At 58.1% G+C, this 13,061-nt stretch carries 17 protein-coding genes; 1 reads left to right on the top strand and 16 read right to left on the bottom strand.

Features of this window, described 5'->3' with window-relative positions; translation table 11 throughout:
- Nucleotides 1-13: 13 nt before the first annotated feature.
- A complete protein-coding gene (locus tag R6U90_RS03380) occupies nt 14-289 on the bottom strand; it encodes a hypothetical protein (RefSeq protein ID WP_410351250.1) in 276 nt (91 codons plus the stop codon).
- 106 nt (nt 290-395) lie between these two features.
- Entirely contained in the window at nt 396-1,235 is an 840-nt protein-coding gene (locus tag R6U90_RS03385; protein WP_410351251.1) for a RibD family protein, read from the bottom strand.
- A 213-nt stretch (nt 1,236-1,448) separates the two neighbouring features.
- On the opposite strand from R6U90_RS03385, the gene R6U90_RS03390 reads away from it, so the two are divergent.
- Nucleotides 1,449-2,189, top strand: coding sequence for a competence/damage-inducible protein A (locus tag R6U90_RS03390; protein ID WP_410351252.1), 741 nt, complete (start codon nt 1,449-1,451; stop codon nt 2,187-2,189).
- Nucleotides 2,190-2,219: 30 nt separating this feature from the next.
- Here R6U90_RS03390 and R6U90_RS03395 read toward each other — a convergent pair whose 3' ends face one another.
- The 14 genes from R6U90_RS03395 to R6U90_RS03460 all read right to left on the bottom strand — a co-directional run bounded on the left by R6U90_RS03395 (nt 2,220) and on the right by R6U90_RS03460 (nt 12,981).
- Nucleotides 2,220-3,011, bottom strand: a complete 792-nt coding sequence (locus R6U90_RS03395) for a hypothetical protein (RefSeq protein ID WP_410351253.1) — start codon at nt 3,009-3,011, stop codon at nt 2,220-2,222.
- A 108-nt stretch (nt 3,012-3,119) separates the two neighbouring features.
- On the bottom strand, nt 3,120-3,980 hold the full coding sequence (locus tag R6U90_RS03400; RefSeq protein ID WP_410351254.1) for a phosphatase PAP2 family protein: 861 nt from the start codon (nt 3,978-3,980) through the stop codon (nt 3,120-3,122).
- Nucleotides 3,981-4,234: 254 nt separating this feature from the next.
- Nucleotides 4,235-5,311, bottom strand: a complete 1,077-nt coding sequence (gene hisC / locus R6U90_RS03405; protein ID WP_410351255.1) for a histidinol-phosphate transaminase — start codon at nt 5,309-5,311, stop codon at nt 4,235-4,237.
- 9 nt (nt 5,312-5,320) lie between these two features.
- Nucleotides 5,321-6,619: a histidinol dehydrogenase gene (gene hisD / locus R6U90_RS03410; protein WP_410351256.1), complete on the bottom strand. Its 1,299-nt coding sequence runs from the start codon at nt 6,617-6,619 to the stop codon at nt 5,321-5,323.
- Between the two features lies 1 nt (nt 6,620).
- Nucleotides 6,621-7,250: an ATP phosphoribosyltransferase gene (gene hisG / locus R6U90_RS03415; protein WP_410351257.1), complete on the bottom strand. Its 630-nt coding sequence runs from the start codon at nt 7,248-7,250 to the stop codon at nt 6,621-6,623.
- Nucleotides 7,243-8,517 carry a UDP-N-acetylglucosamine 1-carboxyvinyltransferase gene (murA, locus tag R6U90_RS03420; RefSeq protein WP_410351258.1) on the bottom strand — a complete coding sequence of 425 codons (1,275 nt, stop codon included), beginning with the start codon at nt 8,515-8,517 and terminating at the stop codon, nt 7,243-7,245. Before murA ends, hisG begins: the two co-directional genes overlap by 8 nt.
- Nucleotides 8,518-8,567: 50 nt before the next feature.
- Nucleotides 8,568-8,825: a BolA family protein gene (locus tag R6U90_RS03425; RefSeq protein ID WP_410351259.1), complete on the bottom strand. Its 258-nt coding sequence runs from the start codon at nt 8,823-8,825 to the stop codon at nt 8,568-8,570.
- 323 nt (nt 8,826-9,148) lie between these two features.
- Nucleotides 9,149-9,451: a lipid asymmetry maintenance protein MlaB gene (locus R6U90_RS03430; RefSeq protein ID WP_410351260.1), complete on the bottom strand. Its 303-nt coding sequence runs from the start codon at nt 9,449-9,451 to the stop codon at nt 9,149-9,151.
- The gene (locus R6U90_RS03435) at nt 9,444-10,115 is read right to left on the bottom strand and encodes a phospholipid-binding protein MlaC (protein ID WP_410351261.1); all 672 of its coding nucleotides are present in this window, start codon (nt 10,113-10,115) and stop codon (nt 9,444-9,446) included. The genes R6U90_RS03430 and R6U90_RS03435 overlap by 8 nt, the downstream gene beginning before the upstream one ends.
- Nucleotides 10,116-10,592 carry an outer membrane lipid asymmetry maintenance protein MlaD gene (mlaD, locus tag R6U90_RS03440; RefSeq protein ID WP_410351262.1) on the bottom strand — a complete coding sequence of 159 codons (477 nt, stop codon included), beginning with the start codon at nt 10,590-10,592 and terminating at the stop codon, nt 10,116-10,118. It lies immediately after the preceding gene.
- Nucleotides 10,593-10,594: 2 nt separating this feature from the next.
- The gene (gene mlaE, locus R6U90_RS03445; protein ID WP_410351263.1) at nt 10,595-11,374 is read right to left on the bottom strand and encodes a lipid asymmetry maintenance ABC transporter permease subunit MlaE; all 780 of its coding nucleotides are present in this window, start codon (nt 11,372-11,374) and stop codon (nt 10,595-10,597) included.
- Nucleotides 11,374-12,192, bottom strand: a complete 819-nt coding sequence (locus R6U90_RS03450; RefSeq protein ID WP_410351264.1) for an ABC transporter ATP-binding protein — start codon at nt 12,190-12,192, stop codon at nt 11,374-11,376. Before R6U90_RS03450 ends, mlaE begins: the two co-directional genes overlap by 1 nt.
- Entirely contained in the window at nt 12,179-12,325 is a 147-nt protein-coding gene (locus tag R6U90_RS03455) for a hypothetical protein (protein WP_410351265.1), read from the bottom strand. Before R6U90_RS03455 ends, R6U90_RS03450 begins: the two co-directional genes overlap by 14 nt.
- On the bottom strand, nt 12,322-12,981 hold the full coding sequence (locus R6U90_RS03460; protein ID WP_410351266.1) for a hypothetical protein: 660 nt from the start codon (nt 12,979-12,981) through the stop codon (nt 12,322-12,324). The genes R6U90_RS03455 and R6U90_RS03460 overlap by 4 nt, the downstream gene beginning before the upstream one ends.
- Nucleotides 12,982-13,061: the final 80 nt, after the last annotated feature.

Raw genomic sequence — 13,061 nt, forward strand, 5'->3', positions numbered from 1 at the left:
CGCGGCACGTTATTCACTCCCCTGCCCCGGTGAACTTCCGGGACAACACATTATAAAGCCAGGCAACAATCACTCCGCCAATTACGCCGTCGGCCAGACCATACACGCTCCCCAGTAACACCGTACCAACCCCGCCACCGGGAGCAAAACCCGGGTAGATCGAGGCGACCACCTCGAGAAACGCCATGCCATATCCCGGCCAGATCAGGTTCGCGAGCCCCGTGAGTAAAATCGCTCCGCCCCAGAGAATTCCCAGAGTCAGACCCAGTGCCAGCGCATGTAATTTCATTGAGACCTCCTGTTCACTGCCAACGGATGCCGGCAAGAAATGACCTGTTTATAGAGTACAGGTCCAAACGCCCCGGCACCAATACAGGCGAAGTGCCTCTTGGACCTTATTTGAGTGCGTCATACACGGAAAAGAACTGGCTGCAGCATTCTTCATCGCCCTGATCGTAATAAAGCGTATTGAGAACAAAATCGACCGGCGGATCGAGCAGCCGCCCCTCCAGCAGCGTGTGATAGGACGCCCCTCCAAGCAATCGATGAACCTGGGTCAGATAGAGGCGATTGATCACCCCGGCCGTTACCAGCGTCTCCAACACTGCTGTGCCGGCGATGGAATAGATACAGCAAAAGCCCTCGGCGGTGAGCGCATCGAACAACGCCTTGCCTTCAACCTGCCGTCCTTCCCCGGCGATCAATACTTTCGCCCCGACGGCCTGCAACGTTTTGATACGTTCGGGATCCGCCTGTGCTCCGGTGGCCACATACACCGGTCGATCCAGCTGTTCGCACAATACTTCCAGCGGCAGATCCAGACTGGCACTGAGCACCACCACCGCCGGCTGCGGCGGCAAGCCCTGCGCACGGCGCCATTCATGCAGATCCGCGTAGGCCGAATCGTCACTCAGCGGCAACGCCGCCTGCGCCTCCCCCGCCGCAAAATCCCGCACATAGCGTGCACTGGTCACCAGAATATCCGCCTGCGCTGCCAGCTCCTGGTACAGCCGCCAGTCGCGCGGATTGGTAATCGCCGCCGGCACCCCCTTCTCCCCCGTCTCAGGGTGGGCTATCGCAATCCGCCCGTCCAGGCTTTCGATAAAGTTGCTGTACACCAGCGGTGTCTCCTGCAACTGTGCACGATGCAGCGCATGCTGCAGATACAGCCCCTCGAGGGCAACATCTTCCTCGCGAGAGGGGAACAGGCGGGTAAGTGAGTTGTTAGTCGTCAAGATGAAACCTTCGGTTGCTAAAAAAAAGTGGCCAAGAATTTAACGCCCCTGTTGCGTTCAGGTCACGAAAACCGCACTTGATCGAGTTATCCTGAAATAACAAACCCGGGAAACAAGGCATAGATTGCGAATAGAAAATATTTTGCATTGACGCCATTTTTCCTGTCCTATTATTTAACTTATATTTCTATATATAGCAAAGTTGAGAAGCCCATGCAGATTGGCATTTTAATCATCGGTGATGAAATATTGTCCGGCCGGCGCCAGGACAAACATCTGGAGTATGTCATTCACACCCTGGCACAGCGCCATCTCACCCTCGCCTGGGCCCGCTACGTGGGTGACGATGAAGCTAACCTGATCAACAACTTTAGTAACATAGCGACACAGGGCGATCTCTGCTTCAGCTTTGGCGGCATCGGCGCCACCCCGGACGATATCACCCGACAATGCGTGGCCAGAGCACTCGACCTGCCCATCGTTCGTCACCCCGGAGCCATCGGCGAAATCGAGGCCCAGTTTGGCGACAAAACCTATCCCCACCGCATCCGGATGGCCGACCTGCCGGATGGCGCGGGCCTGATTCCCAACCCCCGCAATCGCATTCCCGGCTTTACCATCGGCCACATCCACTGCCTGCCCGGCTTCCCGGAGATGGCGTGGCCGATGCTGGAGTGGGTACTGGAAAATCATTACCCCGATCTCAGAGGTACCGAGACGGTACACTACATTCTGAAAGTGCATAACGCCCACGAAAGCGAGCTGATTCCGCTGATGGAACAGATCCAGCGCGACTATCCGACGCTCAGGATCTCCAGCCTGCCAAAATTCCTGGCCAAGGGTCAGAGTGAAATTGAACTGGGATTCAAAGGCGATGAAGTCACAGTCAACGCGGCATGTGATGCAATAGCAACCGAGCTGCGGGAGCGCGGCCTGGAAATATCGCCAATGTAAATCAGTGCAAGAGCAGACAGATAGATGTCGCTAAAACATGAAGGTCAGACTGGCACTGACAGCATCCTCATCAGTAAAACGCCCCTGGAGATCAATAGCCAAGCGATCAGTCGGAACGATTGAGACGCCCGCGAATGCCCCGGCCCGGCTATCCATATCGGTAGAACCCAGCTCATAGGTTTTACCACCGGCAGTCGTCGAAGCCGAATAATCGCCACCGACAAACTTGATCCCCGCATACGGGGTCAGGCTGTTGAACTTGTAGCTCAAACCCAGTGCCATCTGCCACTGCTCAAAATCAGCATCCTGTTCGGCAGTCAGCTGTGAACGCGTATAGGATGTTCCATCGACAACAACCGAATCATAATCGCCAGTTTGTACAGCTCGATACTTCAAGTCCGTATTGATAGCCAGGCCGCTGGGGTCTTCATACAGCAAGACAGCGATGCCCGCTCCCCAAGTAAACTCATCCGAACGCTTAAAGGTGACATTACTGCCTCTGATCGTAGCTGTATACTCCAGCCCACTGGCAACCCCAAAATCTGCGTAGATATCTACCCGTTTGGCTACGGAATAAATAACCTTAATAGTGTTGATGCTGGCTTCTATTTTTCCCTGATAGTCACTAAGTTCAATTTCATCGATGAAATTGCTCTCAATAGCCATAGCCAGCTTAGCTTTTGCCCAATCCTCACCACCTTGATGAACCGTCCCCTTCAAATTCTTTACTCCTGAGGGAAGCGTTACAGGATCGGCATAAAGCGTCGGGATTAGACTAAAAATAATCAGAAATAATGAGGCCCTTGTAATAAACATGCGCATTTCAGTATCTTCTTTTTATAAATTTTCAAACAGCATAAATATTATTCGTATAAAGTTCAATGCATAGGGGAAACCATGAAATTGGCGTATTTACTGGAAGATTCAAAGCTACTCGATTAGACGCCGCCTGTGCTCGGCAAGAGCGAACCCCAGCAGAAGCCAGAAGCCTCCGACAAGAAAACCGGCGGCAACGTCACTCACGTAGTGCACACTCAACAGCATGCGACTGAAACCCACCAGCGCAATCAGCACGGCAGCCCAGTAGATGATCTCGAAGCGCGGTCTAATCCCGGCAACACGGGTGGCCAGGATGCAGGCGATGAAACCATACACGGCCATGGCGCTGGTCGCATGTCCACTGGGGAACGAAGGCGTTAGTGCGACAACTTCCGTGATAAATTCCGGGCGCGGGCGCGCGATCACGTACTTGCCGGTATAGGTGGTAATCTGTGAGCCGATGAGAGTTAACCATAACGGCGCAATCATGTAGCCATGACTACGCCCCCACAACAACCCCGTGGTAACGAGGGCCACGGCAACCAGGGTGGCCGAACTGCCAAGATCAGTGATCCAGGCAAACAGGGTGATCACCCCGTCCGTGCGCAACGGTGCAAGTTGCTGATTGAGCCACTGATCAAACCGGACGAGCTCGTCAGCCTCGAACAGCTCCTCTACCAGTCCCCCGAACAATGCCGCGAGGTAAAACGCCGCAATGACCACCAGTGTAAGCGGAAGGCCCGTAAACCGATCCGGTGTCAGTCTGGCGTGAAGGAAGCCGGCTGTTCGGGGAAACCTTGCTTCGAACTTCGCCCCCAGCGCCGTGATATCGTCCCGCTGTCGGACTTGGCTTATGACCGTGATCAAGCGGGAGAAAAGGTACGAAACCAATCGCCATCCCCACCAGGCGATCAGCCTGAGTACCACGACTATCGCCAGAATCACCAGTACTATCGCCACTGTCCAGTTCATCTACAGCCACTTGGTCAGCATTGATGATTGAAGAAAATGATGACCGCTTATCAAATTATTAACACCGAAAGGCCTCGCGACACGGGCGCAAGTGCCCGCTTTCAGGATTCAGCTCGTCCGCAGGGCGCTCGTTTTAGTGGAGATTAGCGGGTAACTTCGGGAGATTGCCACGCTTCGCTCGCAACGACGATAGTAGTAAGAATAGATTCCGGATCGCGCCTCCGGCTTGTCCGGAATGACGGGCAAGGCAGGAATTACAGAACCTTCTTAAGCGCCGCGAGAAACGCCGCATTCTCTTCCGGCGTGCCGACGGTGACGCGCAAACAGTCCTTCAACAACCCGCCGGCTTTGTCGAGATTCTTGATCAAAACACTCTCACCTTTCAGAGCCTCGAAGATATCGGTGGCCTTGCCGGGCTGGGTGCGAAACAGAATGAAGTTCGCCTGACTCGGATAAACAGTTAACCCGTCGATCTTCTGCATCTCGGCAAACAACAATTCCCGATCGGTACAGATCTGATCGGTTTGCGCATTCAGCACATCGCGATTCTGCAGGGCAAACCCGGCGCTGGCCTGGGTCAGGCTGCTGATGTTGTAGGGCAGGCGCACCTTGTCGAACTCGTTGAGCCAGGCCGGGTTGCCGGCCAGCAGTCCCAGCCGCAATCCGGCCAGGCCCATTTTGGAGACGGTGCGCATCACCAGCATGTTGTCGTAATGAGTCACCTCATTCATGAACGAGTCACCGGCGAAAGCATGGTACGCCTCGTCGATGATCACCAGCCCCGGCGCGGCATCGATGATCTGCTTGATATCGTTCTTGTCGAACAGGTTACCGGTTGGATTGTTCGGGTACGCCAGGAAGACCACCGCCGGCTGGTACTGCTCGATGGCGTGCAGGACTTCTTTGCTATCCAGCGAGAAGTCATCCTGTAGCGGTACGCCGATGTACTGCATATCGGTGAAGGTGGCGATCATGTGATACATGACAAAGCCCGGCTCCACCGACAGCACGCTGCGCTGTTCGTCGGCCAGGGTCATGAGAATCATCTGGATGATCTCGTCCGAGCCGTTGCCCAGCAGAATCTCCGCACCTTCGGGCACGGCCATCGCCTCGCGCAGGTGTTGCTTCAAACTGGCGGCGGAGGGATCGGGATAGCGGTTGAGTTCCACCTGGCGCACCACGTCCAGCCATTGATCCAGCAACGGCTCGGGCCAGCGATAGGGGTTTTCCATCGCATCAAGTTTGATCAGGCCCTTCGCGGGCGGCACGTGATAGGCCTGCAGGCCGTGGATCTCGGGGCGTATCCATTTGTCGATGCGCGAGCCGGTCATGGTTTTTTATCAATCCTTGATGCGGTATTCGGCGGAACGGGCGTGCGCGGTGAGGCTTTCGCCGCGCGCCAGCACCGAGGCGGTCTTGCCCAGTGTTGAGGCACCGTCGGCCGAACACATGATCAGACTCGAACGTTTTTGAAAATCGTACACGCCCAGCGGCGAGCTGAAACGCGCGGTGCGCGAGGTCGGCAGCACGTGATTGGGGCCAGCGCAGTAATCGCCGATCGCCTCGGCGGTATAGCGGCCCATAAAGATGGCACCGGCGTGGCGGATCTGTTTCGCCGTCGCTTCGGGATTGTCGATAGACAGCTCCAGATGTTCCGGCGCGATGTGGTTGGCCACCGCGATTGCCTCGTCCATGTCTTTGACTGCGATCAGCGCGCCGCGATCGGACAGGGAGGTTTCAATGATGGTCTTGCGTTCCATCTCCTGTAGCAGGCGATCGATGCTTTGCGTCACCTGGTCGAGGAAACCGGCATCAGGCGAGACCAGGATCGACTGGGCGTCTTCATCGTGTTCCGCCTGGGAAAAGAGGTCCATGGCGATCCAGTCGGGGTCGGTTTTGCCATCGCAGACCACCAGAATCTCCGAGGGCCCGGCGATCATGTCGATGCCGACCCGCCCGAACACCATCGACTTGGCGGTGGCCACATAGATATTGCCGGGGCCGACGATCTTGTCCACCGGCGGCACTGTCTCGGTGCCGTAGGTCAGTGCAGCCACGGCCTGCGCGCCGCCCAGGGTGAAGACACGGCTCACCCCGGCGATACGCGCGGCAGCCAGTACCATCTCGTTGGCCTCGCCGTCGGGCGTGGGCACGACCATGATAATTTCTTTGACCCCGGCCACGTGTGCGGGAATGGCGTTCATCAGCACCGACGAGGGATAGGTGGCCTTGCCGCCGGGCACATACAGCCCGACTTTATCCAATGGCGTTACCTGCTGGCCGAGTAGCGTGCCGTCGGCCTCGGTAAAGGACCAGGACTCCATTTTCTGATGCGCATGATAGTTACGCAGCCGCTGCGCGGCGGTTTCCAGCGCTTCTCGGGTTTCGACAGGGATATTGTTCAGAGCCGCTTCGAGGCGATCCATATCCAGGGTGAGATCAGCCATGCTGGCGGCAGCCATGCGATCGAACTGATTGGTGTATTCGACCAGCGCGGCGTCACCCCGGCTGCGCACATCCCTGAGGATGTTTTTGACCGTGGTGTTGACCGCCTCGTCGGAGACCCCCTCCCAGTCGAGCAGTTCATCCAGCTCGGACCAGAAGCCGGGGTCTGTGCTGTTGAGTCGTTTGATGTCCATGTTAATTCACCGCCTCGCCGATGCGATCGATCAGGGCCTTGACCCGGGCGTGTTTCATTTTCATCGACGCCTTGTTGACGATCAACCGCGAGCTGATCTCGGCCATGTGCTCCAGCGGTTCCAGGCCGTTGGCCTTGAGGGTATTGCCGGTGTCGACCAGATCAACGATAAAGTCGGACAGTCCGACGATGGGGCCCAGCTCCATGGAACCGTACAGTTTGATCACTTCCACCTGCTTACCCTGCTCGGCGAAATAGCGCCGCGCGACATTCACATACTTGGTACAGATGCGCAGGCGTCCTTCAGGGACCGTCGCACCTTCGGGGCCGGCGATCATCATTTTGCACCGGGATATTTTCAGATCCAGCGGTTCATACAGCCCTTCACCACCGTGCTCCATCAGCACGTCCTTGCCAGCCACACCGATATCGGCCGCGCCGTACTGCACGTAGGTCGGCACGTCGGTGGCCCGGATGATCACCAGTTTGATGTCATCAATGTTGGTGTCCAGGATCAGCTTGCGGCTGGTTTCGGGATCGTCCAGCGGCTCGATGCCGGCGTGCCTGAGCAGCGGCAGCGTCTCTTTGTAGATGCGGCCCTTGGACAGGGCAATCGTCAGTTGTTCACTCATGATAATGTAATGCCGGCACCCGTCGAATCCGGGCTCCCAGTTGTTGCAGTTTTTCCTCGATACATTCGTATCCGCGATCGATATGATAGATGCGATCCACGGTGGTGGTGCCCTCGGCCACCAGTCCGGCGATAACCAGACTGGCCGAAGCGCGCAAATCAGTCGCCATGACCGGCGCGCCGGTCAGCTGTTTCACTCCGGTGGAAAACGCGGTGTTGCCTTTTAACTGGATGTCCGCACCCATGCGCTGCAGTTCCTGCACGTGCATGAAGCGGTTTTCAAACACTGTTTCGGTGATGGTCCCCGAGCCTTTGGCGATCGAGTTCATGACCGAAAACTGCGCCTGCATGTCGGTGGGAAACGCCGGGTACGGCGCGGTCTGCAGATCCACCGCTCTGGGTCGCTTGCCGTGCATATCGATCGTGATGGAGGTACTGTCGATATCCAGATGGGCGCCCGCCTCTTCCAGCTTGGCCAGCACCGCGTCAAGCAGGCTGGCGTCGGTATTCTTCAGCTTTACTTTGCCACCGGTAATCGCCGCCGCCACCAGGTAGGTGCCAGTCTCGATGCGATCGGGCAGCACGTTATAATCGGTGCCGTGCAGGCGTTCCACACCATGGATCACGATCTTGTCCGTGCCGGCGCCTTCGATATCAGCCCCCATACTGTTCAGGCAGTTGGCCAGATCCAGCACTTCCGGTTCGCGCGCGGCGTTTTCGATCACCGTGGTGCCTTTGGCCAGCGTTGCGGCCATCATCAGGTTTTCGGTGCCGGTCACGGTGACCATGTCCATCACCAGCTTGGCGCCCCTGAGCCGTTTGGCGCGCGCCCTGATATAGCCGTTTTCGACGCTGATCTCGGCGCCCATCTGTTGCAGGCCGTGGATGTGCAGATTGACCGGTCGCGAGCCGATGGCACAACCGCCCGGCAGCGACACTTCCGCCTCGCCGAAGCGGGCAACCAGCGGACCCAGCACCAGGATCGAGGCGCGCATGGTCTTGACCAGGTCGTAGGGCGCCACGTATTCCCTGATCGTCGAGCTGTCGACCTCGACTCCCATATTGTCGGTCATGGTGATCTGCACACCCATGCGCCCGAGCAGTTCCATGGTGGTGGTGATATCGTGCAGGTGCGGAATATTGCCGATGTTGACCGGCTCGTCGGCCAGCAGCGTCGAGGCAATAATCGGCAAGGCGGCGTTCTTGGCACCGGAAATACGAATCTCACCCTGCAGGTTGGCGCCGCCGGTGATTAGAAGCTTGTCCATCGGGTCTGTCTTGTCCTGTAAGGCACCGCTCACGCGGCGGGCAGCAGCACTCAGGATGAGATCTGCAGTTCGCGAGCCTTCTCCCACTCGTCTGGGGTATAGGCCTTGATGGTCAGGGCATGCAGCTCGCCGGAGGTGATCTTGTCGGTCACCGTGGCGTAGACCATTTGCTGTTTTTTCACCGGGCTCAGGCCCTCGAAATCGGGGCTGACCACGACCGCGTCAAAATGGCTGCCGTCGCCGTTAACGGTGGCTTCACAGCCGGGAATCCCGGCTTCAATCAGTTGTTTAACCTCATCGGGGCTCATGGTTCCAACTCGCATCGGGCTGTGTATGAGCTGGCTATTGTATCCGCTCAGCCGCTGGCCGCACAGGGCAAAACCGGACCGGATTGGAAATTTGGCAGGAAAACCACAGACTTGCCCCGTAATCAGGTGCCAGGGACCAGGGGCTAGTGCCGGGATCAGGGGTGTCACGGAGGCTATCGCCAACCTGACCTGCGCAACGCCCATCCCTCATGCCAGGCATGTCCCGGGATCTGGATTCCGGGTCGCACCTCCGGCTTGCCCGGAATGACGGGTAAAGGGAGTATTTTCCGCGTCCCTCGTAACCCGTCCCCCGGACCTTGTATTTATGCGAGCGGCAGGAGATCTTCCAGCCCACTGATCCGGGCAATATCCCGTAGCTGATCCGGCAGGTTGCGGAAACTTAGCTTGCGATCCTGCTGGCGGGCGAACTGCATCCACTCCACCAGCAGAGCCAGGCCGGCGCTGTCGCTGCGGGTGACGGCCTGCAGATCGAAACAGACTTCGCCATGACTGGTGCCCAGGATCGGCTCGACCTGTTGCAACAGGCCTGGCACGGTTTGCATGTTGAGCTCGCCACTGATGAGATAGCTGTTGTCATTCTGGGGCTTGATGGCAGTGTCACTCATTGGCGGGATCCTCCTGTCCGGTTGTTTGTTCCAGGCGCGCGATCAGCGCCTCCAGCCCGTGTGCCTTGATCTCGCTGGCAAAACTGGTGCGGTAGTTGGCCACCAGGCTGATGCCATCGACGCTGATGTCATACACCCGCCAGCGGCCGTCATGCTGCCACAGGGTATAGTTCAGGGCGATGAGCGGCTTGCCCGGCTGGACGATCCGGGTACGTACTGTCACCTCGCCGCGGGCCGGATCTTCACGCAGGGGCAAATATTCAATGGTCTGCCCCCGATATTCCAGCAGGGCGACGGCGTAGGTCCGCATCAGCTGTTGGCGAAAGGCGGGGACGAAACGCCGCTTTTGCTCCAGGCTGGCGCGCGGCCAGTCCTGGCCCAGCACCCAGGCCGACATGCGACCAAAATCGAAATGGGGCAGGACAATTTCGCCAACCAGTTCGTAAATCAGCGCCGGCTGCTGTTCGAGTTGCGGGCCGTGCTCTTCGAGCGCCGCCAGCATGCGTTCGGTGGTGTTGATCACCCGTTGCTGCGGTTCCGCCACGGACTGGATCTGATCCCGGCCCGTCTCCTGGGCCGCAGCCTGCGGGATTTCGCCCAGGAACATGGCCAGCAGCACCAGACCTGACAGCCGCTGCCACCGACCCCGGTTGCCGACGTTCACCTATTGATCTCCGCTGTCATCCATAAACCGGCTGATGAACTGACCGATCAGTTTTTCCAGCACCAGCGAATCCTGGGTCAGTTTGATCTCGTCGCCCTGATCCAGCACTTTCATCGCTCCGCCCGGTTCAAGGCCGACGTATTTTTCCCCCAGCAGCCCGGCGGTATAGATGCTGGCCGAGGTGTCTTTCGGCAGGGTTTCACGATACTGCTCTTCGATACGCAGAGTGACCACCGCCTCGAAGGTTTGCTCATCGAAACCGATCCCTCTTACCCGGCCGATGGTCACGCCGGCCATGGTCACCGGCGAGCGGACCTTGAGACCGCTGATATCCTCGAAGCGGGCGCTGATCTCGTAACCTTCGTCGTTACTGTAGGTGTTGAGGTTGCTGACCTGCATGGCCAGCATGAACAGCGCCGCCAGTCCCGCGGCAACAAAAATTCCGACCCAGATTTCAACCAGACGCGAATTGTTCATCTTTATTCTCCAAACATGAGCGCTGTTAGTACAAAGTCCAGCCCCAGCACAGCGAGCGAGGCATGCACAACCGTCCGGGTGGTGGCGCGACTGATCCCTTCGGATGTCGGGGTGGCATCATAGCCTTCGAATACCGCGATCCAGGTGACCACCACGCCAAAGACCAGGCTTTTGATAACACCATTATAAATATCATCGTAGACATCGACGTTGGCCTGCATCTGTGACCAGTAGGCGCCCTGGTCCACACCGAGCAGGCCCACGCCGACAAAATAGCCGCCCAGTACACCGACCGCACTGAAAATCGCCGCCAGCAATGGCATGGACAAAAAGCCGGCCAGAAAACGCGGCGCCAGTACCCGACGAACAGGATCGACGGCCATCATTTCCATGGCCGAGAGTTGCTCGGTGGTTTTCATCAGGCCAATTTCGGCAGTCAGTGCCGAGCCGGCGCGTCCGGCAAACAACAGGGCGGTCACCACCGGCCCCAGTTCGCGCACCAGACTCAACGATACGATCACGCCGAGCGACTCCTCGGCGCCGAAGTCGACCAGCGTATTGTAACCCTGCAGACCCAGCACCATGCCGACAAAAGCGCCCGAAACCAGAATGATCAGCAGCGACAGCACACCCACCGAATAGATCTGCTGGATCACCAGGGTGAATTTGGGTACCAGCGATGGCATGCCTTCGAGAATGCGCAGTAACAGCAGATGACCGCGCCCCAGTCGCTGGAAAAAGCCCAGCGCCTTGTGTCCCAGTTGTTGCAGCATCGAGAGCATCAGTCACCTGCCCCGTTCTGATCGACCAGATCCTCGGCATATGTGCCGGCCGGATAATGAAACGGCACCGGCCCGTCCGGCAGCCCCTGCATGAACTGCTGCGCCCATTCGGAGTCGGAGTTGCGCAGGTCCTCGCGCGAACCGTGCGCCACCACCTTGCCCCCGGAGAGCAGATAAATGTCATCGGCAATCTCGGAGGTCTCGGCGATATCGTGCGAGACGATCACGCTGGTCAGTCCCAGTGAATCATTAAGATCCTTGATCAGCCGCACCAGCACGCCCATGGAGATCGGGTCCTGGCCGGTGAACGGCTCGTCATACATGATCATCATGGGATCCAGGGCAATAGCGCGCGCCAGCGCCACACGCCGCGCCATGCCGCCGGACAGTTCGGCCGGCATCAGATCCCGCGCACCACGCAGGCCCACCGCTTCGAGTTTCATCAGAACCAGAGTCCGGATCAGGCGTTCGGGCAGTCGGGTATGTTCGCGCAGGGGAAAGGCAACGTTATCGTACACGTTCATATCAGTGAGCAGCGCGCCGTTTTGAAACAGCATGCCCATACGCTTGCGCAATTCAAACAGGGCACCGCGCCCGAGCCGGTTCACGTTCTCCCCGTCGACCGTAATGTTGCCGGCATCGGGTTGCAGTTGCCGGCCTATCAGGCGCAACAATGTTGTCTTGCCCGTACCGCTGGGGCCCATGATGGCCGTGATGCTGCCACGACGAATATCAATATCGATATCATCGAATATGACATTACGGCCCCGACGAAAGCTGAGATTACGAATCTCGACCAGGTTTTCAACTACAGCCATGCGTGCGCAATTCCTTGATTGACCATACCGGGTTGGCAGTACCAACATTGGCGGTGCCGGCATTGTGACCCACGGCCCGGGCAATGACAATGCTTGCCGGGTTACCGGCCCTGTTCATTAACAACCGGCTCACAGTAACTCTTCGATCTGTTTTGCCTGGCGCAGGGTTTCCACGTCAGGCGGTTGACCGTCGAGTACCAGCGCCACATTACGCGTCGATGAGCTGACAGCCAGGCCGGCCTGAAGATAATCACGTATCTGCCGCGGCGAACAGTCGTCACCCGGCCGGATCACCGCCAGAGGACCGAGTGCCAACCCGTCAGTATCACTGTGTGGATTCCAGCTCCAGCCGATGCTCCGTGCCCGCAGTGCATCGCGCCATGCCCCGTCCAGCAAGCGGCAGGGATCGACGCACAGCGGATAACCGTTGAGGCGGGTCTCGATCTGCGCCAGCCACGCTTCGGGATCGCTGTGCGCTGTCGGATCAAGTGGCAACAATATCCCTCCCTGACGGGGCAGCTGTTGCAGCAAACCCACAGCCGATTCCAGCCCGGCGTCATTCGGGACAGTCACCAGCACCCACAGGTCCTCGCGACACGCCTCCATCTCGGCGGGAATATCCCTCTCCAGCGTCCGTTCGCGTTCGGTGATCACCGCCAGGGGAAACTCGTTGCTGTAATAGCCCAGGCGCCAATCCGGGGGCAGATCGGCCGGGTAGTAGCTATCCTGCCAGTCCTCATGCTGCCAGCCGCAACTGCCGATCAGCAGGCGATGTGTCTGTTCCGTCATCTCCACTCCCGATGCTATTCACATAACAAAGCTGACAAACATACCCATTCACGGTCATAATTGAAACGGTATGCATGACG

Source organism: Thiohalophilus sp. (genome assembly GCF_046483665.1).
Taxonomy (GTDB): domain Bacteria; phylum Pseudomonadota; class Gammaproteobacteria; order UBA6429; family Thiohalophilaceae; genus Thiohalophilus.

Coding starts and splice junctions, on each gene's coding strand:
- R6U90_RS03380 (WP_410351250.1), bottom strand. CDS start 289: ATGAAATTACATGCGCTGGCACTGGGTCTGACTCTGGGAATTCTCTGG.
- R6U90_RS03390 (WP_410351252.1), top strand. CDS start 1,449: ATGCAGATTGGCATTTTAATCATCGGTGATGAAATATTGTCCGGCCGG.
- R6U90_RS03395 (WP_410351253.1), bottom strand. CDS start 3,011: ATGCGCATGTTTATTACAAGGGCCTCATTATTTCTGATTATTTTTAGT.
- R6U90_RS03400 (WP_410351254.1), bottom strand. CDS start 3,980: ATGAACTGGACAGTGGCGATAGTACTGGTGATTCTGGCGATAGTCGTG.
- hisC (WP_410351255.1), bottom strand. CDS start 5,311: ATGACCGGCTCGCGCATCGACAAATGGATACGCCCCGAGATCCACGGC.
- hisD (WP_410351256.1), bottom strand. CDS start 6,619: ATGGACATCAAACGACTCAACAGCACAGACCCCGGCTTCTGGTCCGAG.
- hisG (WP_410351257.1), bottom strand. CDS start 7,250: ATGAGTGAACAACTGACGATTGCCCTGTCCAAGGGCCGCATCTACAAA.
- murA (WP_410351258.1), bottom strand. CDS start 8,517: ATGGACAAGCTTCTAATCACCGGCGGCGCCAACCTGCAGGGTGAGATT.
- R6U90_RS03425 (WP_410351259.1), bottom strand. CDS start 8,825: ATGAGCCCCGATGAGGTTAAACAACTGATTGAAGCCGGGATTCCCGGC.
- R6U90_RS03430 (WP_410351260.1), bottom strand. CDS start 9,451: ATGAGTGACACTGCCATCAAGCCCCAGAATGACAACAGCTATCTCATC.
- mlaD (WP_410351262.1), bottom strand. CDS start 10,592: ATGAACAATTCGCGTCTGGTTGAAATCTGGGTCGGAATTTTTGTTGCC.
- mlaE (WP_410351263.1), bottom strand. CDS start 11,374: ATGCTCTCGATGCTGCAACAACTGGGACACAAGGCGCTGGGCTTTTTC.
- R6U90_RS03450 (WP_410351264.1), bottom strand. CDS start 12,192: ATGGCTGTAGTTGAAAACCTGGTCGAGATTCGTAATCTCAGCTTTCGT.
- R6U90_RS03460 (WP_410351266.1), bottom strand. CDS start 12,981: ATGACGGAACAGACACATCGCCTGCTGATCGGCAGTTGCGGCTGGCAG.